We start from the raw sequence: 25,687 nt of genomic DNA, 5'->3' as shown, positions 1-25,687 counted from the left end.
CTCCTTCCCTAATAGTTTCTCCAAAAGAAATTCTTCTTATGCATTGATTTTAATAATATCCATAGCGCTTGCGGTTAGCTTTAAATAGGAAAATTGTTGCTATTAAACACTCTATTTCTGCAAACAACACCGCAAACCAGATTCCGTTTACTCCTATAATATACGGCAACACCATAATCATAATCGCCTGTAATACCAATGTTCTCAAAAACGAAATCAACGCCGATACAAAACCATTGTTCAATGCGGTAAAAAAAGCAGATGCAAAAATATTGAGATTGCTAACCAAATATGACAGAGAATATATTCTGAACGCTGTCGTTGACAACTGCAGTAATTCTGCATCATAGCCTACAAAAACCTTAGCCAAAGTTGGTGCGCACACTTCAGCAACCACTGTCAAAACTACTGCCGCACCCATCATCAGTACCACGCTTTTTTTGAGTAGCGATTTCAGCTCTGGCTTATTATCGGCCCCATAATGATAGCTAATAATCGGAGAAACGCCAATCGTATACCCGATAAATACTCCGACAAATATAAACGCTCCATACATAATTATGCCATAAGCCGAAACACCATTTACTCCAAAGAACTTCATCAGCTGTAAATTATATAGCATGCTAACCAGCGACAGCGATATAGTTGACATCATTTCTGAAGACCCGTTTATAGCGCTTGTCAATAGCGACCTCAAATCCCATTTAAACTTCACCAATTTTAATCTACTCACATTTCTCTTGCTCACAAAATATATTAACGGAATAAAGCCGCCCATCATTTGACTTATGCCCGTTGCCCATGCCGCGCCTGCTATACCCCATTCAAACACAGCCATAAACAAAAAGTCTAGAACCACATTGCTTATTCCAGATAAAATCGATAAGCTTAGCCCCATATTTGGCTTATCCGCAACCACGGCAAAAGTTTGGAACGTCGTTTGTAACATAAACCCAGGCAATGCGATAAACATTATCGTTGCATATGTAACACAATCTGCCAATAGCTCGGGAGTTGCTCCCAGCATCACTGCGATTGACTCAATAAATACAATCCCAAATGCAGCAAAAAAGATAGCCCCAATAATTAACACAGTTATTATCATCGAAAAAACTTCATTCGCCTTTTCTTTTTTACCCTCGCCCAAAAATTTTGCAACCAATGCGCAACCGCCTATACCCATCATAAAGCTAAATGCGCTGAAGATTGAGATAAATGGCATCACCAAATTTAACGATGTAAATGCATTTTTTCCCACATAATTTGATACAAAAAGCCCATCTACTACTCCATATACAGACGTTACAATCATCATAATAATTGATGGAATAGTGAATTTAATCAGTTTTGAATAGTTGAAATTATCCGATATTTGAATATTCATATTTACACTCACCTTCATTTAATATTTCATTATCCTATCATGTCTTTTTGCTAGTTGTCAAATAAAAATAGAGCCCCATCAAAACAGAGCTCTAGCCAATATTATTTTTTCAGCCAATCCTCCGGAGTTTCTATCCACTTCGAGGTTAGCGTTATATCCATATCTCCTATTACTGGTGTATTAAATATTTGCTTTTCATCGCCGATATACCATCCTTTAAACACTGCACCGTCAGAATTTTCTGGCACCGGCGGCGGCATTATCTTCGAGTAAAGTGGCACCTCTTGCTGCGTAGTCTCTCCATCCGCAGTTATAGTGACCGTAAACTTTGGTAACTGCTCCTCTCGCTCTGGCGCACCTCCTATATAGCCCTTATAAAATCCGCCGGCACTGCTCGTTAACCACAATAAATCTGTGTTCGCTGGATCGGGGTCAAACGAAAAGTCATATATGCTTGCAGATGTTCCTAACCCGTTATTTATTTTTGCCCAGCTCTCTCCCGCATCTTCTGATAAATAAATTCCTACGTTATATGCCATACTTCCAGAGCTCTCAACCCCCGCATGGACCAAAATTCTGTCTGCGTTATATGGATCCAGCTTTATATCTACCACCTTAGGTAACTCAAAAATCTTTTTCCAATTTGTACCATTTAAATCTCCAACCCACACTCCGCCTTGCTGTGGTCCTGCATTTTCGCTTCCACCTGCAACATACAACTTGCCATTTTCTGCATCCGCCACGATGTTATTTACTTGTACAATCTTCGGAAACTCTTCTACTATTGCCCAACTCTCTGCCGCATCGGTTGTTCGATATAGCCCTCCCGCGGTTCTTAGCGTAATCTTATCAAACAATACATTTCCATCTCCTGAAGTTTTCTCGAACTTCAACGCTGCCTTTCCGTCGGCTCCCGTTGTAAAAAATACACCCTCCACTTGCGGTACCGTATTGGCTATTACCTTCGATCCCAATACTTCTCCTGCTATATCCACAACCGACATCACTGCGCTTTCGCCCTCGTCTGCCATCGCATATGCAGATATAAAGTATTCCGTATTTGGCATCAGGTCCTTAATCTCAAAAGTCTCTGCAACAGTTCCCGTGAGCATCTTTTTCCAAACTGGTACGCTCAGCTTGTTTCCTCCTGATACTGCCGCATAGATCACATTCGAATCCCGCGGATCAAACTCCAAGTCAAATGTATCAAACGTGCCCGGTAACCCGTTGTTCATCTTGCTCCACGTCACTCCTTCGTCTGTTGTTTTATAGACTCCGCTATACTCGGTTCCATGTAGCGGTGGCACCTCGTTGATGTTTGTTGCAGTAATTCCAAAATACATCGTATCGTAATCGTTTGGATCAATAATCAAACCTTTTTGAATTACCTTCGTGCTGGCTCTTGATGTCTTAAAAATTTGCGAAACTTTGCTCCACGTTCTGCCCCCATCTACAGACTTCTGAAACTCACCCTGCCCTGTTTGGCGCAATATCAATGCGTACATCGTGTTGATATCCTCTGGTGAGATGGCAATGATCGATGAATTTGGAGGCGAATACGGAAAGTTTTCCATCGCTACCGTATCGTCGTAATACCATTTTTCTGCATCATCCACTCGGCTAAAGATGCCGTTTTCTCCTGCTAGCATAAGCATCATGTTGGGATCTCGAGGGTCGGTGATGATTTGCTTTCCAGGTAAATTACTCTCACCTGTTCCGATCCAGCCACCTTTTTCGGTTTGCACACTGTCTAAGTTTTGCCAATATTCACCATTATCTTCAGATTTATAGAGCGTTCTAAATAGCGCATATGCCTCACCTTTGCTATTTAGATCAAAATCTCGTACGCTAGACGCGGGATATACTTCTGTTGCGTACTCGTGGCTATGATCTAACTGTACATTTATATGCTGATCCTGATCAACAGATTGCCAATACTCAGACGGATACGGCCAATACGCTCCCCCTCTTGCGGCAATATACCAATCTTCTCCGCCATCTGCTGTAGTCCAAACATCGCCGATAAACATTCCTGCGCCAAATCTCCCGGGATGCGTTAGATAAATTCTATCCGGATTCGTTGGGTCCACTTCTATGTTATCATAGTTTTGTAAGAAGTGAGTCGGCAGGTTCGGTATCGCTTTTGCGGCACTCATTCCTTTTAACTGTGGTGATTTCTCAAACCAGTTTCCCAAAAACCAGTTACCCGTAAACATCGCCTTAATATAGTTCGGGTTCATATACCATCCTGCTGTAAAATCTAGCTCGATCTTATCTTCGGCCACTTCGTTATATGGTACAAACACATCTCTTACTGCTGCCGATAGCTCGCTATTTAGTGCGTCAAGGTTTAGCCCCAAATCTCCTGTTATATTTTCCCAACTTTTGCCTAAATCGTGGCTTTTCAATATTCCTCCCGAGCTGTCTACTGTCTTGGTTTTTGGATTTATCGTGTAACGAACTAAATTTATAGCATAGAGAGTCAATTTCTTTGTTTGCGGATCTATATAAACATCCATATCTGTAACTAAGTCTGCGGACTCCCCATCTGCGGCTTCTATAGATTCAATTTTCTCCCATTTATTGCCCCCATCAATGCTTTTATATAGTCCATACGTGGTTGTTGCAAACATCAGGTTTGTATCTTCGGGATAAATATAGATGCCTCCAAACTCTGCCTTCGGATGAATGCCTGTATTGTTTAGCAGCTTCCAAGTTTTTCCTTTATCTGTTGTCTTATACAGCTTTCCGGGCTTATTTGGCTTTTCTCCATGAGGCGAAATGTCGGTTCGATGATTACTCTTTGTGTTCCAAAAATCTCCCGATCCAGCAAACCAAATGTTATCGTCATGAGGATGAACTGTCAGCGTTTCGATGTTATCATTCAATATATATTCTCCAAAGCTTCTGCCCTTGTCTGTGGTGATTCTAATCCCTCCACTGCTAGATGCCATCCCAAACGTATCGTCTTGCCGAGAAAAGTCCATTCCATAAATTTTCGTAAATTGATGCTTAAGCGACTGATCGTGATCGAGCACCGTGGTCCAGGTCAATCCTCCGTCATCTGACATATAGCTGTTGTTCATATCAGGAAAGCTATACATAAAATTATCGTCGGTTGGGTGTACAAAAATTCCATCCGAATCTCCCGATGTGCCTGGCGCAAACTGTACCCACTCAACCTCTTCTGTTGATATCACTTTTTCTGTATTGAGCGTCTTAAAGTAGTCGTTTATGTAGTCATAATTCGCATCGGCTAGAACTGCCGCGGGAGATATCATTGCTATACTCATCAATATTGCAACCAATTTTTTATTCATCATATTCCTCTTTTCGTTATTTTTGTTATTTGCAGCCCCTCTCGCACAAAATGCAAAAAGGGGGGCTCTCATTACTTATCTTACTTCCAAAAATTCCCTTACTTCTAGCGTTGCACCTGCGCTCAAAACATAGTCGCTACCTTCTAATGCTCCAAGATCTGGATTTGCCGAAGATGTGATCCCTTCAATCGCGGTACCTCGCCCTTTTGCTTTGGCGCTTGCCCTCAAATTGAAGTCGCCATTTTCTATATCCACATAAGTTCTGTCGCCGTCCTCTGTTTCTATAATCATATTGCTTTCTGGATTAAAATTGTAGTCCACCTTTTCGGCATGCTCAAAAAATTCTTCCATATCGTGCGTTGAAATGCTCTTCCATTTGTTCTCCGGAATACTTGCCCATCCTTTACTGGCTCCTGTTGCCGTTAAATTTTGTGCGGAGTAGTTGATGCTAAACTCGCCTTCGCCAAATAAGTTGTTCACAAAGTGTCCGTCTGTCATCACTCCCGTATGCTCCTTTTGCTCTAGCCCTGCAGCTTTTAGCTCTTCGAAGTTACCAATCTGAATGTTCCAGATCCCAATGTTGTCATCGCATCCCCAGACCGTGTTGTTATAATAGTTTACCGGATCATTCATTGCGTTATATCTAGGCCCCAAATACAAAAATCGTCCTTCTCGTGTTAATTTTTCTGGCCCGTCATAGCTATCTGCTGTTATATCGTAGACCAAGTTATGATGCGCTGTATAGTTGTTTACATCTTCCATATAGAATGCCACTACAAATTGCTTGTTATAGCTTCCAGAACTCACCGGCACGCCGTGCAAATCAAAGACCTTGTTATACGCTATCTCCGATCCACCCAAATCTAGTGGTGCTATTTTGCCTGTACTAGTAAACTCCAGCGGCCCCGCATCTTCGCCCATCTCCATCGCTCTCTCAAACGATGAATGCAGTATGTCTATTTTTATGTCCTTATCCACTCGCACCTGAAATCTGCCGTGATCCCTAAATGTACAGTCTTGTATCAATGTGTTATTTGCTGAGCTATAAACCCCCGCTGTAAATGTTCCGATCCATCCTATATCATCAAAGATACAGTTGATAAACGAATTGTTATCTCCCTTAAAGAGCACCACGCCAGTTCCCCACGTTTTTCCTATATACGTGTTCACAAATTTGCTATTCGTTACGTTCTCTCCGTATATCCCAGAATATCTGTTGTCGTTAATTCCATATCCTCTGGTTGTATAGAATGGCTGCAAGTATCGGAAGGTACAGCCGTCGATTACCGCCCCATCCATTCCGTGTATCTCCGCGTTGCCTGCAACAAAGTTGATGTTCTCCAATGTTACGCCTTCCGTATTGTTGAGCATTAACACTTTCTGCCTCACCTGCATCTCCACTTCTAAGCCGTCCATCACTCCGTTTTCTGGCATATAATACAGCTTGCCATGCTCCACAAACCATTCCCCAGGGTGATCTAACAAATTTTTATGCATCACAAAGCCAAAGCCATAGTCGTGATACCCTTCTTCTATTGCCCCAGCTTTTGTCCAATTATTATTTGATGTCGGCTTAAATGTAATTGTATTTTTATCTGCTGATGTCACAGTTCCAAACACATACTCTGCGTTCTTGCCGTTCAACCCTCTAAATTGCGCGCCGGTTAAATCTACGTTTGGCAACTTGCCTTCTGCAAAGGTTACGGTGCCATCCACAATTCCCTCGCCTTTAGATATTTCAACAGTTTTGGAATATCCTCCGCCTTCTTCTAGCGGTGCCATATTATCTGATATTGTTTTATCTGGAAATCTCGCGATCTCCGCATAATTGCCGTTTACAAACACTTGTGAAAATGGCAGGTTAGTGGCCTTATAGTTCGATGGTACATCCGCAACATATACGCCCGGTTTTCCAGAATATGGTTCAAAATCTGTTACCACCTCGTTGCCAGACACGAGCACATACTCGCCTTCTGCTGCTTTAATCGTTATGTTATCCTTCTTTATATTGAGCACCTCGCGGTAAATTCCCTCGTGAACAATTATCGTATCGCCTTCTTCTGCCTGATTGACTGCCTCTGTAATTGTCATTGTCGCATTCGCTTTTTCAGTGCTCCATGGAATTTCATCCGAATATACATGAATCTCCGTACCCATCTGCTCGGTCATAATGTTTGTGGCAACCTCCATTCTCAATCCAGTCGTAATATCCATTATCTTTGCCATATCTACTTCCGCCGCATTTACCAATGTTGCCGATGCTATTACTAGCATTGCTGCTGCAAATTTCATTCTTCTCATATATACCTCCTCATTATTCTAATTCTTCTTCAAAGATCGGAATCTCCAATGTCGCCCCCGCACTTAGAACTCTGTCACCGCCTTCTAAAGCTCCCAAATCTGGTTTTGCCGAAGATCATATTATAATCTCCTTTTCATTTTTATAACAGTCTATCGAATTTCCTTAAATGTTGGCAACTCCAGAGTCGACCCTGCCGATAATACATAGTCGCTACCCTCTAATGCGCCCAGGTCTGGATTTGCAGAAGACGTTATTCCAGGAATTTCCACTCCTGCCCCCTTCGCTGCCGACCCATCTAGCAGTCTAAAATCTCCATTTGCTGCGTCAACATAAGTTGAATCTGTCGCATCGGCCGTTACTATCATATTTGCTTCCGGGTTAAATGCATAGTCTATCTTTGCCGCGTGCTCAAAAAATTCATCCATATCATCTGTTTCGATATCTTTCCAATCATCCTCTGGAATTGTTACCCACCCTTTACTGCCGCCATTCATATTCAAATTTTGAGCAACGTAACTCACGCTAAAGCTTCCTTCATCAAATAGATTGTTGGCAAAATGGCCGTCTGTCATCATTCCCGTATTGTCTTCTTGCTTTAATCCTTGCGCTCTAAGCTCGTCGTGATTTGCTATTACTATATTCCATATTCCTATCGTACTGCCATAATCCCAAGCGGTGTTGTTATAAAAGTTCACCGGCAGATGCATCGCATTATATCGCGGTCCCATATATAAAAATCGGCTATCTCGTTTCACATACTCTGGCCCATCATAGCTATCGGCAGTAATGTCATAAACCAAGTTATGATGCGCAGTGTAATTGCTTACATCCTCCATATAGAATGCCACCATAAACTGCTTGTTGTAATTTCCAGAGCTTACCGGAATTCCGCTCAAGTCAAAAACTTTGTTATACGCTATCTCAGAACCCTTAAGATCTAGCGGCGCAATCTTTCCGGTGCTGGTAAACTCGAGAGGTCCTGCATCTTCGCCCATCTCCATTGCTCTTTCAAACGACGAATGCAAAATGTCAATCTTCACATCCTTATCCACTCGAATTTGAAATCTTCCGTGATCTGCAAAAGTACAGTCTTCCACAATCGTATTAGCTCCCGATGTGTAGATACCGGCAGTAAATGTACCTATCCAACCCATATCCTCAAACCTGCAGTTGTAGAACGAATTATCTGCGCCACCACTAATTTGTACTCCCGTTCCCCACGTATCTCCTATATACGTATCTCGAAATGTTACGTTTTTGCTATTTTCTATATACACTCCAGTTTGCCCCGAATCACCCATTCCATAACCTTTGATAACATAAAACGGCTGCAGATTTCTAAATGTACAATTGGTTATGTTGGCAGTCTCGGTGCCTTTAATTTGCACGTTACCTGCAACAAAATTTAGGCCCTCCAGCGTTATGTTCTCGCGATTATTCATTTGCAGTACTTGTTGCCTCACCTGCAGATCCACCGACAAATCTTTGATATCTCCCTCTGGCATATAGTATAGCTTTCTGTCCTCCACAAACCATTCTCCCGGGATATCAATTAAATTTTTATGCGTTACAAAACCGAATCCATAATCGTGGTAGCCCTTCTTTATTTCCGCTGTTGCATTGCCCCAGTTATTTTTTGTTGTACTGGTAAACGTCAGCGTATTGCCCTCGCTGGCTACAACATCGCCAAACATATACTCGCGATTTTTGCCATTGAGCCCTCTGTAGACCGCACCGGTTAAATCCACATCCGGAAGCTCGCCCTCGGCAAACGTTACATGCCCCTCTGCTTCGCCCTTGTTTTTATACAAGTCTATGGTTTTTCCGTAGCCACCCCCCTCTTCTAGCGGTGCCATCATATCGTCTATTGTCAAATTGGGAAATCTTGCCATTGTTTGCACATTGCCATTGGCATAAACTTGAGTATATGGAAGAGTCGTCTCCTTATAATTTGCTGGCACATCTGCAACATAAACTCCTTCCATAGCTTCATACGGTACAAATCCACTCACTACTTCCGCACCTGTCACCAACACATACTCGCCCTCGGCAGCTTTCACTGTAATATTATCTTTTGCGATTTTCAAAACTTCGCGATAAATTCCCTCGTGAACTATTATTGTATCGCCTTCTATCGCATCTGCTATCGCATCGGATATAGTTTCATACTCCAGCGTTGTGGCTTCTGCGGCAGCGTTCCATGGAATTTCATCCGAATATACGTGCAGTTCCATTGCAATAGTTCGCTCTTCTATTACAGGCTCTGGCGCAATTTCTGGCGCAGGCTCGGGTACAATTTCTGGCGCAGTTTCTGGCGCTGGCTCTGGTGCAACTTTCACTACAACTTCTTCTTGGATCACCGCCTCTTCTGCAGCACACCCAGCCATCGTCAACATCGCTAATACTAACATAAACTTTGCTTTTTTCATTATTTTTCCCCCGTTTTAATTATTATTATCGAATAACATTTCTCCTATTTTAACTTATGTATTAATTCTAGTTTAATTTTCCACATTATTCCATATATATTTTAGCAATTACGACATACAAAAGCAAGAGTTTTTTATGATTTGACTGCTCTTTTGGCCTATTGCTAGAATCAAGAGAACAGCAACAGGTTAAACTATATCGTAAAGGAGGTGCGTGTCATGTTTTTTGAAAGCGTTAATTGGGCTTCGGCTTTAATCTGGATTTGGATTATCGTTGCCTTCGTCATTCTTATTGCAATCATGAAAAATAAAAAGCAATAGCGATCTATATTTTTAAATTAATTTGTGTTAAAATAATTATTGGTAGTACCCAGATACTGCCATCAAAATTATATTTGCATTGGAGGATGTTATGAATACTATTCATGTTTTTTCAAAAGAAGTTCCGTGGAATGCTGCAGCTGCGACAGGTGAATTAAATACCATCACCTCGGCTCTTAATCAGGCACACCCTGGCGATACAATTATTGTACACGAAGGAATTTATCGCGAAACTGTTACAATCACAAAAGACAATCTCACTATCAAAAATGCTCCTGACGATTACGTCTTAGTAACTGGAACCGAAATTGTTTCTCATTTTGAAAAGGCAGCAACTCACCCAACTCCCGGCGTTTTGGTTGCACCTGTTTCTAAAGCATGGCACGATAGCACGCTTAAGTTTTCTCAAGTTTTTATCGATGGCGCAATGGGCGATATGGCACGACACCCAAATCGTACTATCTCTGCTATGATGAATCCATTGGCTCCAGGCAGCGGCTATGGCGAGGTCTCCAATATATATAAAAATGCCGATAGCGACGGGCACGCCACTTTCGACGGCGGCTTACCTGATGTTGATTTAGTTGGCGGCATCTTTAGAGGGCTGATAGGCAAAAACCGCCAATACCCTATTGGCTGGATCTTAGAAAATAGCGGCAACTCAATTACTTTTAAAGGCATAAACAAAAATCACTGGACTCCTGATGCCACAATTGATGTTAGCTTTCACAAGTTTGGCTATGGAATGGTGATGCATAAAAATTTGATTGATGCACCAGGCGAGTGGTTTGTGGATGATGGCTATTTGTATTATTTACCAAAGAAAGCTGATGAAGTAGTTGAAATGCAGGTGCGAGAAAAAGTATTGCACATATCTGCCGCGGAGCTCTCACTCGAAGGCATCAACTTTAAAGCTGGCTGTGCTAGCATCATGGGGATGAATAATTCTATCATCAAATCTTGCTCATTTAGATACCTCTCTCCATTTATTATGTCTCCATTTTATGGCGATGGCGCAACTGAAGATACAGGAATATATATCTCGGGATCTAGCCACAACACTTTTGAAGACCTCTACGTTGCTCACACCTGGGGCACTGGCATTTCGCTAATGAATGGGCATAGCAATCTGTTTACCAACTGTATCATTAAGGATATCGGTTGGATCGGAATTTTTACTGCTGGCATATTCACCGCCGCTGACAAAACTAGAATTGAAAACTGTACTTTCGAAGACAATGGCAGATTTCAGATTAGAATACGCGAGCATGGCAAAACCGATATCATCCACAACGAATTTAGCGGTGCTATGAGCATGAGTGAAGACGCTGGCGCTATCTCGTCTGAAAGCAGCGGCTGGATTGGGCCTCTCGATTTAAAAGGATCCGAAATTGCGTATAACAAGATTCATGACGTTAAAGGATTTCCAGTATCTGGTGGAGGCTATTTAAAGCAGTTTATGATTGGCATATATCTGGAAGATACCGAAAACTACACCGCTCATCACAATTTGATTTATGATATAGTTGCCGACAACTTTAAAAAAGACGTACCTGGATTTGACCGCGCCGGTGCGATGGCATACTTTGGCCCTCGATATAACGCCATGCATAAGCCTATTCGATGGTATAACAACACCGCCTGGAACTGCGACAAAGGCATAAATTTATGGCATATCAATATTGAAAATTACGACGAGCTGCGTGCTCAGGGAATGAAACAAGTTGATGCCTCCGGCCTAATGAGCGACGGCATATTTGCGAACAACATCTTTCCAATTGCGCGCAATACTATCAGCTATATATCGCAAATCATCACTCCAACCGGTTCAACAATTAAATTTGTGCCTCTTACTGGCCCGTCAAAAAGTTTAACAACTACAGACATAGACGAGTTTTTTACACATTGCGAACCGCTTGGATATCCGTTTAATCCACAATGCAATTATATGGCAGATGAGACTACTTTCGTTGATGCCAAAAATCATGATTTTCGATTAACCGAAACTTCTCCGGCTCGCAATGGGGGCGCTTCTATATCTGAAATCACATCTTCTGCAACACCAGACGCAGGCGCTCTCGAAGGTGGGGCTATGGTGTTATCTGCAGGCGCCACTCTCAAAGTTCCTACGTTTAAAGAGTTACAATAGCAAATTACAATACACGCGCAACAAAATACAGCTGTCGAGGTATGCATTTATACTTTGACAGCTGTAACTATTTTTACCTATTCGATTATTTCTTTAAATATTGGAATTTCTAGTGTCGCACCTGCCGACAGTACATATGCATCGCCTTCTAATGCCCCCGCATCTGGAGCGTCTGACGCCGTTATCCCGTCTATTGCCACACCACCTGCTACTGCCTTAGAGTTTTCCACAAGCTCGAAGTTGCCATTGCTAGCGTCGACGAAATACTGTTCTACATCTTCATCTGCGACGTAGTAGTTATTTTCTGGATTAAACATATACCCTGCCGTCGGTGCATGCGCAAAAAACTCTTCCATATCGTATGTTATGATACCTTTCTTCTGATCTGGATTCCACACAGTTCTGATGGTTGCACCTGTTTTGCTAATATCTTGGTTAGAGTAATTTATGAAATTTTTACCTACGCCAAAAATATTGTTGGCAAAATGCCCATCTGCCATCAAGCCACTGTCCGCTTCCTGTTTCATTCCACCTGCTCGCAACTCCTCATAGTTGTTGATGTCTATATTCCATAAGTTTATCATCTCATCACAATTCCAAAATACATTATTGTAATAGTTCACTGGCTCATACATCGCATTATATCTAGGCCCCAAGTACATTGCCGATCCCGCATACGTAAATTTCGGATTTCCCGTATCATAATTATCCGCCTTGATATCATAAACCAAGTTGTGATGTGCAGTATAATTGTTAACATCTTCCAGATATATCCCTACCATAAACTGCTTTTGATAGCCCCCGGACGATACTGGTACACCTTTCAAATCGTGAATTTTGTTGTATGCGATCTCCGATCCCTTCATATTGAGAGGGCCTATCCAACCAGTACTTTCGGATGAAATCGCACCGGCATCTTCAGTCATGCTCATGGCCCCTACAAATTCGCTATGAATGATGTCCACCTTTCCATGATCTTCAATTCTGACCTGAAATCTTCCGTTATCTCTAAATGTCGTGTCTTCAATTCTGGTCTCATCAGACTTTGCCATTATTCCTGCAGTGAAAATTCCAATCCACCCGATATCTTCTATGATGCAATTGGTAAACGTATTGCCCTTGCCACCAAGCACCGCGATGCCATTGCCCCATGTGTGTGCAACATACATATTTGAAAATGTGTTATTGCTAGAGTTCGAAATCATGATTCCTGTAGAATTGCTTTGCCCTTGGCCATAATTTGTAGGCAGCCACAGCGGATACAAGTATCTGAAGGAGCAATCACTCATTGCCATATTTTTTACGTTGCTAATATCTGCGTTACCAGCCTTGAAATTGATTCCTTCTATTACGGTGTTGTCCGCACCGCTCATTAGAAGTACCTTCTCGCGCACCTGCATCTCCACTGTCAAGTCTTCCATCGCAACGCCGTCTTCTGGCAAGTAGTATAGCATATCATCTTCTACATACCACTCACCTGGCGCATCAATCAAATTTTTATGCATTACCGATGCAAACCCAAACTTATGATACGTTGAGGCAATAGCATTTGGAGCATTCCAGTGACTCTTATTTACAGCTTCAAACTGCACGCTATCACCTTCATTGCCAACGATAATTCCTCTCGGATACTCGCGAGCTTTTCCGATCAAGCCTCTAAATACACCACCTGTTAAATCCACATCTGGAAGCCCATTATTAAACGTAACACTGCCTGGCTCATTCGCGTTTTTGTAAATATTGGAAACTACGTCAAATCCGCTACCTTCCTCTGTAGGGCTCATCATCTCATCTAATGTACGATTTGGATGCTTTGCCATCTCACCCATTTCCCCATCAACAAATACCTGCGTATAATCTATCGTCGCTTTTGCCCATTTTTCATGAACCGGAGCCATCATAACGCCAGGAGTTGGGTGGTCCACTGCAGGAACCCAGCCTGTTACCACTTCAGTTCCCGTTACCAAAACATAATCGTCTTCAAAATTTTTAATCGTTATATCATCAAGTTTTACATTCAGCGCTTCGCGATAGACTCCCTCATGCACAATAATTACATCGCCTGGGATAGCGTTTTTTAGTGCCTCGGCTATCGATGCGAACGTGGTTTTATTGTCTACTGCAATAGCCTCAGCGTCCGCCGCCCATGGCACTTCTGCTCCATACACATGCATCTCCATAGCTTCTGTACGCTTTTCAAATAAAGGCTTTATTGCTTTGGCTGGCTCCGCAACTGCAACTGGTTCCGCAACTGCAGCTGGTTCCGCAACTGCAACTGGTTCCGCAACTGCAACTGGTTCTGCAACTGCAACTGGCTCCGCAATTGGCTCCGCTGCCTCCTCACTACTACATCCTGCTATTATCATCGACATCAGTAATGCCGCAATCATCTTCTTTTTCATAAATTCTCCTTTCTCAGACCTCTTGGCCTATCTTTGCTCTTTAAATATTGGAATTTCTAACGTCGCACCTGCAGATAACACATAATCGCTACCTTCTAATGCTCCCAAATCTGGAGTTTCAGATGACGTTATTCCTGGAATCGGCGTCCCCGCACCTTTTGCCGGCGAGTCCTCTGCTAATCTAAAATTACCATTGTCGGCATCTACATAATTTTGAGCTCCTGTTTCTTTGTCCAATATCATATTAGTTTCAGGATTAAATAAATATCCGATTTTTTCACCATGTGCAAAGAACTCATCCATGCTATCGGTTGTAATATTTTTCCAGTTTGCATCAGGATTTGGTACGTTATCGATTTTGCCCCCTGTTGCTGTAATATTTTGTGTATACCAACCTAGGTTAAACGATCCATCATTAAATAAATTGTTGACAAAGTGCCCATCTGCAATCAAGCCACTGTTCGCTTCCTGCTTCATTCCACCTGCTCGCAACTCTTCATAGTTGTTGATCTCTATATTCCATAAGTTCATCATCATATCACAATTCCAAAACACATTATTGTAATAGTTCACTGGATCGTACATCGCATTATATCGAGGACCCAAGTACATTGCTGCTCCCTCATATATAAATTTCGGATCTCCCACATCATAATTATCCGCCTTGATATCATAAACCAAGTTGTGATGTGCAGTATAATTGTTAACATCTTCCAGATATATCCCTACCATAAATTGCCTTTGATAGCCTCCGGACGATACTGGTACACCTTTCAAATCGTGAATTTTGTTGTATGCGATCTCCGATCCCTTCATATTGAGAGGGCCTATCCAACCAGTACTTTCGGATGAAATCGCACCGGCATCTTCGGTCATGCTCATGGCCCCTACAAATTCACTATGAATGATGTCCACCTTTCCATGATCTTCAATTCTGACCTGAAATCTTCCGTTATCTCTAAATGTAGCGTCTTCAATTCTGGTCTCATCAGACTTTGCCATTATTCCTGCAGTGAAAATTCCAATCCACCCGATATCTTCTATGATGCAATTGGTAAACGTATTGCCCTTGCCACCAAGCACCGCGATGCCATTGCCCCATGTGTGTGCAACATACATATTCGAAAATGTGTTATTGCTAGAGTTCGAAATCACGATTCCTGTAGAATTGCTTTGCCCTTGACCATAATTTGTAGGCAGCCACAGCGGATACAAATATCTGAAGGAGCAATCACTCATTGCCATATTTTTTACGTTGCTAATATCTGCGTTACCAGCCTTGAAATTGATTCCTTCTATTACGGTGTTGTCCGCACCGCTCATTAGAAGTACCTTCTCGCGCACCTGCATCTCCACTGTCAAGTCTTCCATCGCAACGCCGTCTTCTGGCAAGTAGTATAGCATATCATCTTCTACATACCACTCACCTGGCGCATCAATCAAATTCTTATGCATTACCGATGCAAACCCAAACTTATGATACGTTGAGGCAATAGCATTTGGAGCATTCCAGTGACTCTTATTTACAGCTTCAAACTGCACGCTATCACCTTCATTGCCAACGATAATTCCTCTCGGATACTCGCGAGCTTTTCCGATCAAGCCTCTAAATACACCACCTGTTAAATCCACATCTGGAAGCCCATTATTAAACGTAACACTGCCTGGCTCATTCGCGTTTTTGTAAATATTGGAAACTACGTCAAATCCGCTACCTTCCTCTGTAGGGCTCATCATCTCATCTAATGTACGATTTGGATGCTTTGCCATCTCACCCATTTCCCCATCAACAAATACCTGCGTATAATCTATCGTCGCTTTTGCCCATTTTTCATGAACCGGAGCCATCATAACGCCAGGAGTTGGGTGGTCCACTGCAGGAACCCAGCCTGTTACCACTTCAGTTCCCGTTACCAAAACATAATCGTCTTCAAAATTTTTAATCGTTATATCATCAAGTTTTACATTCAGCGCTTCGCGATAGACTCCCTCATGCACAATAATTACATCGCCTGGGATAGCGTTTTTTAGTGCCTCGGCTATCGATGCGAACGTGGTTTTATTGTCTACTGCAATAGCCTCAGCGTCCGCCGCCCATGGCACTTCTGCTCCATACACATGCATCTCCATAGCTTCTGTACGCTTTTCAAATAAAGGCTTTATTGCTTTGGCTGGTTCCGCAACTGCAACTGGTTCCGCAACTGCAACTGGTTCCGCAACTGCAACTGGCTCCGCAACTGCAACTGGCTCCGCAACTGGCTCAGATGCCTCATCGCTACTACATCCTGCTATTATCATCGACATCAGTAATGCCGCAATCATCTTCTTTTTCATAGATTCTCCTTTCTCAGGACTCTTGATCTATCTTTGCTCTTTAAATATTGGAATTTCTAGCGTCGCACCTGCAGATAACACATAATCGCTACCTTCTAGTGCTCCCAAATCTGGAGTTTCAGATGACGTTATTCCTGGAATCGGCGTCCCCGCACCTTTTGCCGGCGAGTCCTCTGCTAATCTAAAATTACCATTGTCGGCATCTACATAATTTTGAGCTCCTGTTTCTTTGTCCAATATCATATTAGTTTCAGGATTAAAGAAATATCCGATTTTTTCACCATGCGCAAAGAACTCATCCATGCTATCGGTTGTAATATTTTTCCAGTTTGCATCAGGATTTGGTACGTTATCGATTTTGCCCCCTGTTGCTGTAAGATTTTGTGTATACCAGCTTAGGCTAAACGGTCCATCATTAAATAAATTGTTGACGAAGTGCCCATCATCCAAACTGCCGCTTCTTCCTTCTTGCTTCAAGCCCTTTGCTGCGAGCTCGTCATAATTTGCTATCTCGATGTTCCACACATTAACGTTTCGCACATAGTCCCAAACCGTGTTGTTATAATAATTTACCGGCTTGGTCATTTCGTTGTATCTCGGTCCTAAATATAAGAAAATGTTGTCTCCCTCAAAGCCCTCCAAGAAGCCTTCGGTATAAACTGGCGCTTCCATATCGTAGACTAAATTGTGGTGCGCAGTATAATTGTTTACGTCCTCCATATAGAACGCCACAACAAATTGACGCGGCTTGCCTCCAGAGCTTACCGGAATTCCTCTTAAATCAAACACCTGATTATACGCAATCTCCGACCCCTTCAAATCCAGCGGCGCAATCTTTCCGGTACTAGTAAACTCCAACGGCCCTGCATCTTCGCCCATTTTCATAGCGCGCTCAAACGTTGAGTGTAGTACGTCAATTTTGATATCCTTATCTACCCTAATTTGAAAACGCCCGTTGTCGCGAAACGAGCAATCCTCGATTAGAGTGTTATCGCCAGACGAATAGACTCCAGCAGTGAACGTGCCTATCCATCCAATATCTTCCATAACGCAGTTAATAAATGAGTTGCCATCACCTCCTGCAACATAAAATCCAGTGCCCCAAGTATGCCCCAAGTATGTATCTTTAAATGTGTTATTGGTGCTATTTTCGATATAAACGCCAGTCCTCGCAGAATCGCCCATTCCGTAGCCATTCAATGTGTAGAACGGTTTTAGATATCTGAATGTACATCCCTCGACCATAAGATTGTCCGTCGACTTGATCTCGGCGCTACCTGCAACAAAATTCAGGTTCTCCAACACCACATTCGATACATTATTCATCTGCAATACTTTTTCTCTAACTTGCATTTCCACTTCTGCGTCCCTAATTTCACTATCTGGCATATAGTAAACTTTTCCGTCTTCTACAAACCATTCACCCGGTATGTCTAGCAAATTTTTGTGAGATACAAATCCATAGCCAAATCCATATGCCTTTGTTCCCACCGCTTTTGTGTGTCGCCAGGCATTATTAGTTCCCTCAAATGTAACGGTGTTTCCGTCAGTCGCTACAACTTTTCCGATAGCATATTCGCGATTTTTACCTATGATACCTCTAAAGATTCCGCCTGTTAGATCCACATCAGGAAGCGTGTCTTGCGAAAACACTACATTTGCTTCTGTAGTTCCAGCGTCTTTGTAAATTTTGGTAATTTCGCCGTATCCACCACCTTCTTCTATAGGCATCATCATATCGTCGATTGTCAGATTCGGAAATCTCGCCATATCCTTAGCATGCCCGTTCACAAAAACCTGGCTATATGGCAACGTTGTAGTCTTGTAATTTGCTGGCGCATCGGCAACGTAAACTCCTGGCATTTCTTCGTATGGCACAAACCCTGTCACCAACTCATTGCCAGTAATCAAAACATACTCTCCTTCCGCCGCTTTTATCGTAATGTTGTCTTTCTTAATGTTAAGCATCTCGCGATATACACCTTCATGAACTATGATCACGTCGCCTTCTATAGCATTGCTCAATGCCTCGTTGATGCTAGCAAATTCCAAAGTCTGCGGCTGTGCAGTTCTATTCCAAGGTATTTCGTCCGAATAAACATGAATTTCCATAGCTTGAGTCCTCTCTTCCTCAATAATTATAGCGACTTTCTCTGGTGTGGCAGTCTCTATTTTGGCGCTAGATGCGATCTTTGAATCCTCCGATTCAGCCGCTGTCGTGGTCTCGTTTTCTAAAACCACCGTCATCACCTCCGCTTCTTCTGTTGCACCGCATCCTGCTAGAAATAACATTGTTGCAAATATAATCCAGGATTTTCTCATATTATCCTCCTCTACTTATCGTATTTCTTTAAACTCACGAACTTTTAACTTTGCACCAGCAGATAACACGTAATCGCTACCTTCTAGCGCACCCAAATCTGGATTGTCAGACGACGTTATTCCTGGAATTGGCGTTCCCGCACCTTTGGCTGGTGAATTTTCGGTTAGCCTAAAGTCGCCATTTGCGGCATCGACATAGTTTTCTGCTCCAGTTTCATTGTCAAATAGCATGTTAGTTTGCGGGTTATATACATAGCCCACCTTCTCCATGTGTGCAAAGTACTCTTCCATACTTGGAATTTCCAATGGTTTCCAGGCGTTATGGGAGTTGTCTGCCCACCCAGTACTAGCCCCAGTTTTGGTCAGATTTTGCGTTGAATATATCAGTCTAAATAGACTCTCCGAAAATAGATTGTTAGCAAAATGCCCGTTTGTCATGGTCCCCGCATTCTCCGTCTGGGTTACCCCTTGCTTATTAAGCTCTTCTATGTTGGCAATTTCTATGCCCCACGCATTCAAGCTTCGCGTATAATTCCAGCTCGTGTTGTTGTAAAAATTTACTGGCTCATCCATAGCATTATACCTAGGGCCTATATATAATACGCCACCAATTCGTTCAAACTTTTCTTCGCCTTTGTATGTATCTGGATTTAGATTGTAAATCAAATTGTGATGCGCTGTATAATTATTTACATCCTCCATATAAAACGCACAAACATATTGCTTCTTGTAATTTCCAGAAAATACTGGAATGCCGTTTAGATCCGATACAATATTATACGCCAGCTCGCTGCCCTTAAGATCTAGCGGCCCGATTTTTCCCGTACTCGTAAATTGTAGTGCTCCTGCATCTTCACCCAGCTTCATTGCATTCTGAAATTTTGAATGAATTATATCTATCTTTACATCCTTGTCTACTCGCACTTGGTAGCGACCGTTGTGGTTAAATGTGCAATCCTCAATGCGTGTGTTATCAGCCGTTGTATATATCCCCGCAGTAAAAGTTCCGATCCAGCCTATATCCTCAAAGATGCTATTTTTAAATGTTATCGAATCTCCTCCATTAATATAAAATCCGGTGCCCCAAGTATGCCCCAAATAAAAATTGTTGATCGTAACATTGTTCGAATTTTCGATATAAAACCCAGTCTCCTTGCTTTCGCCCATTCCATATCCCTTAAGCGTGTAGAATGGCTGCAAGTATCTCATTGTGCAATTCTCAATTATTACGTTATCCGAATTTTTCATTTGCGCATTTCCTGCAGTAAAATTTAGGTTGCTTAGCGTCACATTATCCTTGTTATTCAGAAGCAATATTTTAGGCCGCACCTGCATTTCTACTTGCGCATCTGCTATATCGCCCTCTGGCATATAGTACAATTTTCCGGCTTCCACAAACCACTCACCTGGCGAATCTATCAAATCCTTATGCATTACATATCCAAAAGCAACTTTATGCTTGGACGCTGGCACTTCATTCGTCTTGCTCCAGTCGTTTGTCGAGATGCTCTTAAAGTCTACGCTGTTATTTGCGGTATCCACAATTTCTCCAATAACATACTCTCTATTTTTGCCAACCAATCCTCTAAAAATTCCACCTGCCAGATCCAGTCCTTCAAAATCTGCATTAGCAAACTTCACCGTTGCCGCTAAGCTGTCTGCTGGCTTTGAAATGCTCGCTAACTGCTCATACCCCCCGCCTTCTGTTAACGGTTGCATCGGATCTGCGATTTCTAAATTGGGATAGCGAGCTATGTTTTGTTGCGAACCATTTGCAAAGACTTGCGTAAAATCTAGCTTGTAGTTATCTGGCACATCGGCAACATACACGCCTGGCATCTCATCATATGGAACAAACCCTGTTACCACCGAGTTGCCTGAAATCAATACGTAGTCATCTCCATTGGCAGTTATAGTTATATTGCTCTTCGATACATTTAAGGTTTCTCGATAAATTCCCTCATGAACCACTATCGTATCGCCCTCAATTGCGGTTTTCATCGCTTCGTTGATACTTATCATCGCATCTACTGGAACTATAGCTGCTGTGTTCCATGGCACCTCTGCTGAATATACATGTATTTCCATTGGAATAGTCCTCTCCTCTTCAACTTCTATTACTTTTGCCGCAGTTTCTGATGCCGCAGTTTCTGATGTCGCGGTTTCTGATGTCGCATTTGCCGATGCCGCAGTTTCTGATGTCTCGGTTTCTGTTTTTACTGCGCATCCCGTTATCAATAATAATATTGCAAATGCAAAAGTTGATCTTTTCATAACTTCCCCCTTATGTAATGTTGTTGCTACTAATTACTCGTTAACTTTAACATAATCTGCCTAAAAAGTCCAGTTGGTATAGATAAAATCTTGCAAAAACTTTTTATCATCTTCACAAGATTTAATCATGTTTTATATTATTGCATCGGCATATATTTCAGCGGATGCAACTTTCCGTCTGGCGTTTGTATTTTTGTGTGCGCCAGCTGATTTTTGAAATTGCCTCTAAATATTTCGAGATACTCTTGCCTTAGCATCTGTTGCTCTTCTAGCTCCTCTGGTCTTAACCCTTCACGCTTCTTTTTGTTTGCGAGTTCATTAATTCTAGAAATCAGTTTTTCCATATCAAAATCTAGTTCCATATTCTCATCCCTTCTGTTCTACTGCAATCAACTTGTTCATGCCATACTTTTTGGTTACTGTCATAACTTTCTGTCCCTGAGCGTCTCGCTTTTGAACAACCTCTATGTCGTCTTGCTTAAAAAACACCTTTTTGCCATCGTCTCTTATAGCGCAGGCGATTTCCGTTTCTTTGAGTATCACTATTCCTACACACGGCGATTTAGTATAATAAGCGTTTACCAATTTTTTCCTATTAACCTTAGTAATATACAAGGATAACGGTAACTTTGCCACGCGCCCATTCTGAAATCCAACTAAAACCATTGCGTTATAATCCACATTAGGATAAACATATATAATCCTCTCATCCTCTCCTAGTCCTAATAAATTTGGCAAATATACGCCCAGCTGACTTGCCTTCATATCTTCTAGATCATACATCTTAACTTTATACAACCTTGCCTTATTGCTAAACATCAAGACTTCTATCTTATTGTTAGTCTCTTCATTAAAAATTATTACATCATTTTCCTTAAGTTTGTGCTCTCCAAAACTTCTAAGAGAAGCTATCGAGATTTTTTTAAAGTATTGATCCTTCGTCAAAAAGATTTTAATTCTGTAATCTGGCTTTAGATGATGCGATTGAACAGTGATTTCCTCTGACGCCGCGATCAGTTGCGTTTTTCGAGGCACATCATACTTTTTCTTAATATCTACAAGATCATCTATGATCACCTTTTTTAGCTTTTGTTCACTATTGATGATTCCAGTCATTTTCTTTATTTGTTTTTCCAGATCTTTCATTTCATTAACAATTTTCAGAATATGCTGCTTATTTAGATGCTTCAACTTTATTTCAGCAATAAACTCCGCTTGCAGCTGCGTTATCGAAAACGCTTCCATCAACCCCGGAATCACAAGCGCATCTTTTTCGCTGTTTCTAATCAGCATTATTGCTTTGTCTATATCTACCAAAATAGCATCTAGCCCCAACAGTAAGTGATACCTTTCCTCCATCTTATTGATATTAAACTTATACTTTCTTATAATGCAGTTCTTTCGAAACCTGCACCACTCTTTTAGGATATCTTCTACTCCCAATACGGCCGGATGCCCATCTATTAATACATTAAAATTGCAACTAAAAGTATCTTGAAGCGGCGTCATATGAAACAATTTATTTATCAGTACCTCGGCACTTGCTCCTCGTTTCAAATCTATAGTAAGCTTTAGCCCGTTCAAATCGGTCTCATCTCTAACGTCATTAATCTCTCGAATTTTACCCGATTTAACCAAATCTTCTATTTTATCTATAATAGCTTCGATAGTAGTTGTGTACGGAATTTCTGCAATTTCTATACAATTTTCTGCTTTCATAATTCTATATGTTGCTCGTACTTTAAAAGAGCCTTTTCCGGTTTTTAATATATGCTTCATCTCTGCCTGATTATAAAGTAATTCACCGCCCGTGGAAAAATCTGGAGCCTTAATATATTTTAGTATATCAAAACTTTCGCCCTCGCGTAAAAAACCAATAGCGCCATCGCAAACCTCTCCTAAATTAAATCCACAAATATTGCTTGCCATCCCTACGGCAATTCCCTGGTTGGCATTTACCAATATGTTTGGAAACCGACTCGGAAGCAACAGTGGCTCCCGCATCTTTCCGTCATAGTTATCTACAAAATCTACACTATCTTCTTCTATGTCCGAAAACAAAGTCTCGCAAATAGTCGCCAGTCGTGCTTCTGTATATCTCGCTGCAGCGTACGCCATATCTCGAGAATACACTTTTCCAAAATTTCCCTTTGAATCTACTAACGGAGTATTTAGCGCATCATATCCACGCGTCAGTCTTACCATAGTCTCATATATGGCCGCATCTCCATGGGGATTCAGCTTCATAGTCTGCCCCACTATATTGGCTGATTTTGTTCGCGTTTGTTTTAGCAGTCCCATCTTATACATCGTGTATAGTAACTTTCGATGCGACGGCTTAAATCCATCTATTTCTGGTAGCGCTCTAGACACAATAACGCTCATTGCGTATGGCATATAATTTGTCTCTAGTGTTTCCGATATATTTTGTTTTATAACTTTCATAGCAATCCCCCTAACTCATATCTGCTAATTCAAGATACTGATATCCCGAATTTTTAATAAATTCTTTTCTACCCTGTAAATCGTCACCCAATAGCAAATCAAATTTCTTCTTGGTCTTAATGCTCTCTTCTGGCATCACCTGAATTAGTCGCCTAGTCTCTGGATTCATCGTTGTCTCCCACATCATATCGGGATCATTCTCACCCAGCCCCTTCGACCTTTGCAAAGTGTACTTTGATTTTATCTTTGCAGTAATTCGAACCTTTTCTGCTTCTGAATACGCAAAATGCGTTTTACTTTTTGTCTTAATCTCATACAGCGGCGTCTCTGCAATATACACTTTCCCCTCATCTATAAGCGTCGGAGTTAGTGTGTATAGCATCGTTAAAATTAGAGTCCTAATCTGAAACCCATCCACATCCGCATCTGTGCAAATAATCACTTTGTTCCACCTAAGATTGGCCAAATTAAACGTATTTAAATCCTTGTGATGCTTGCAATCTAACTCAATGCCGCAGCCTAACACCTTCAGTAAATCAACAATAATATCGCTTTTAAAAATTTTGTCAAAATCCGACTTAAGGCAATTGAGAATCTTTCCTCTCACAGGCATAATTCCCTGAAACTCAGCATTTCTGCCCAACTTACACGATCCCAAAGCAGAGTCTCCTTCTACTATATATAACTCACGCTTGGTTTTGTCCTTGCTTCTGCAATCCACAAATTTCTTAATTCTATTAGCGATATCTATGCTTCCGCTCAACTGCTTTTTGACGTTAACTCTGGTTCGCTCGGCTTTTTCACGGCTACGTTTATTCACCAGCACCTGCTTTGCTATTTTGTTCGCATCCTCTTTATTCTCAATAAAATAAACATGCAAATACTCTTTGATAAATTCTTGCATCGTTTCTTGAATAAATTTATTTGTAATTGCTTTTTTGGTTTGGTTTTCGTAGCTAGTAATTGTAGAGAAAGAATTAGATACCAAAATTAGGCTATCTTGAATGTCCACAAATGTAATTTTCTTTTCATCCTTAGTATACATATTTTCTGTTTTTATATATTGGTCTATACTAAATATCAGTGCATTTCTAACTGCTCTATCCGGAGACCCGCCATGTTCCAAAAAGCTCGAATTGTGATAATACTCTAGCAAATTGATGTGATTGCAAAATGTCATGACAATATTTACCTTTAGCTTGTATTCTGGTCTATCTGCACTGTCTCGGCCTTTTGCTATTTTGTTCATGCATATTATATTGGTAAAATTTTCGCCATCTGCTACTTCTTCCACATATCCAACGATTCCTTTTGGATACAAATACGTTGTTAACGTATCGTTGGTCTCGTCTATAAACAAAAATTCAATTCCTTCATTTACAACTGCTTGTCGTTTTAATATATTGTGAAAATATTCACTTTTTATATTTATATCTGTAAAAACTTTTTTGTCTGGTTTCCAAGTAATTCTAGTTCCTGTATTTCTATATTTTGCAGTTTTTTTCGATAATCCACCAATATTCTTACCTTTTTCGAAATGCAAATTATACACATTGCCGTCCTTAAAAACTTCCACATCCATAACTTCTGAACTATATTGAGTCGCACAAGCCCCAAGACCGTTTAGTCCTAGGCTAAATTCATAGTGCGCCCCATCGTTGTTATTATATTTTCCACCTGCATATAACTCGCAAAAAATTAAATCCCAGTTATATCTTCCTTCTTTTTCATTGTAATCAAGAGGTACGCCACGTCCAAAGTCTTCTATAGTAATAGAATGATCCTTATGTAACGTGACCTTAATAAGATTTCCGTACCCCTCCTTTGCCTCATCTATTGAGTTAGATAATATCTCAAACACGGAATGTTGGCATCCCTCTATTCCGTCCGATCCAAATATAACACCCGGACGAAGCCTCACTCTGTCTGCTCCTTTTAGAGCAGAGATGCTTTGATTTCCGTAGGTATTTTTATCCATTGTAATCACCCACATTCTTTTTATTTT

Annotated in this window: 12 protein-coding genes; 1 reads left to right on the top strand and 11 read right to left on the bottom strand. The window is 41.4% G+C overall.

Annotation, left to right across the window (positions count from 1 at the left end; all coding sequences use genetic code 11):
• Positions 1-49: 49 nt before the first annotated feature.
• The 4 genes from PCY70_RS06375 to PCY70_RS06360 form a co-directional block, all read right to left on the bottom strand.
• On the bottom strand, positions 50-1,384 hold the full coding sequence (locus tag PCY70_RS06375; RefSeq protein WP_305768856.1) for an MATE family efflux transporter: 1,335 nt from the start codon (positions 1,382-1,384) through the stop codon (positions 50-52).
• A 101-nt stretch (positions 1,385-1,485) separates the two neighbouring features.
• Positions 1,486-4,704, bottom strand: a complete 3,219-nt coding sequence (locus PCY70_RS06370) for a hypothetical protein (protein WP_305768855.1) — start codon at positions 4,702-4,704, stop codon at positions 1,486-1,488.
• A 75-nt stretch (positions 4,705-4,779) separates the two neighbouring features.
• Entirely contained in the window at positions 4,780-7,005 is a 2,226-nt protein-coding gene (locus PCY70_RS06365) for a right-handed parallel beta-helix repeat-containing protein (RefSeq protein WP_305768854.1), read from the bottom strand.
• Between the two features lie 150 nt (positions 7,006-7,155).
• On the bottom strand, positions 7,156-9,435 hold the full coding sequence (locus PCY70_RS06360) for a right-handed parallel beta-helix repeat-containing protein (RefSeq protein ID WP_305768853.1): 2,280 nt from the start codon (positions 9,433-9,435) through the stop codon (positions 7,156-7,158).
• 412 nt (positions 9,436-9,847) lie between these two features.
• On the opposite strand from PCY70_RS06360, the gene PCY70_RS06355 reads away from it, so the two are divergent.
• Positions 9,848-11,905, top strand: a complete 2,058-nt coding sequence (locus PCY70_RS06355) for a right-handed parallel beta-helix repeat-containing protein (RefSeq protein ID WP_305768852.1) — start codon at positions 9,848-9,850, stop codon at positions 11,903-11,905.
• Between the two features lie 77 nt (positions 11,906-11,982).
• Here PCY70_RS06355 and PCY70_RS06350 read toward each other — a convergent pair whose 3' ends face one another.
• From PCY70_RS06350 to PCY70_RS06320, 7 genes are all read right to left on the bottom strand, one after another.
• A complete protein-coding gene (locus tag PCY70_RS06350; RefSeq protein WP_305768851.1) occupies positions 11,983-14,307 on the bottom strand; it encodes a right-handed parallel beta-helix repeat-containing protein in 2,325 nt (774 codons plus the stop codon).
• Positions 14,308-14,334: 27 nt separating this feature from the next.
• Positions 14,335-16,641 (bottom strand): right-handed parallel beta-helix repeat-containing protein, encoded by a 2,307-nt coding sequence (locus tag PCY70_RS06345; protein ID WP_305768850.1) that lies wholly within the window; start codon positions 16,639-16,641, stop codon positions 14,335-14,337.
• A gap of 27 nt (positions 16,642-16,668) precedes the next feature.
• Complete coding sequence (locus tag PCY70_RS06340) at positions 16,669-18,963, bottom strand: right-handed parallel beta-helix repeat-containing protein (protein WP_305768849.1); 2,295 nt, start codon at positions 18,961-18,963, stop codon at positions 16,669-16,671.
• 15 nt (positions 18,964-18,978) lie between these two features.
• A complete protein-coding gene (locus PCY70_RS06335; RefSeq protein WP_305768848.1) occupies positions 18,979-21,237 on the bottom strand; it encodes a right-handed parallel beta-helix repeat-containing protein in 2,259 nt (752 codons plus the stop codon).
• Between the two features lie 137 nt (positions 21,238-21,374).
• The gene (locus PCY70_RS06330) at positions 21,375-21,599 is read right to left on the bottom strand and encodes a DUF896 domain-containing protein (RefSeq protein WP_305768847.1); all 225 of its coding nucleotides are present in this window, start codon (positions 21,597-21,599) and stop codon (positions 21,375-21,377) included.
• Between the two features lie 4 nt (positions 21,600-21,603).
• Positions 21,604-23,682 carry a DNA gyrase/topoisomerase IV subunit A gene (locus PCY70_RS06325; protein WP_305768846.1) on the bottom strand — a complete coding sequence of 693 codons (2,079 nt, stop codon included), beginning with the start codon at positions 23,680-23,682 and terminating at the stop codon, positions 21,604-21,606.
• Positions 23,683-23,692: 10 nt separating this feature from the next.
• Positions 23,693-25,660 carry a DNA gyrase/topoisomerase IV subunit B gene (locus PCY70_RS06320; protein ID WP_305768845.1) on the bottom strand — a complete coding sequence of 656 codons (1,968 nt, stop codon included), beginning with the start codon at positions 25,658-25,660 and terminating at the stop codon, positions 23,693-23,695.
• Between the last annotated feature and the right edge of the window lie 27 nt (positions 25,661-25,687).

Origin of the sequence: Candidatus Epulonipiscium viviparus, assembly GCF_030708075.1 — a bacterium.
Lineage (GTDB): Bacteria > Bacillota > Clostridia > Lachnospirales > Cellulosilyticaceae > Epulonipiscioides > Epulonipiscioides viviparus.
This window is presented reverse-complemented; position numbering and strand designations above follow the sequence as displayed.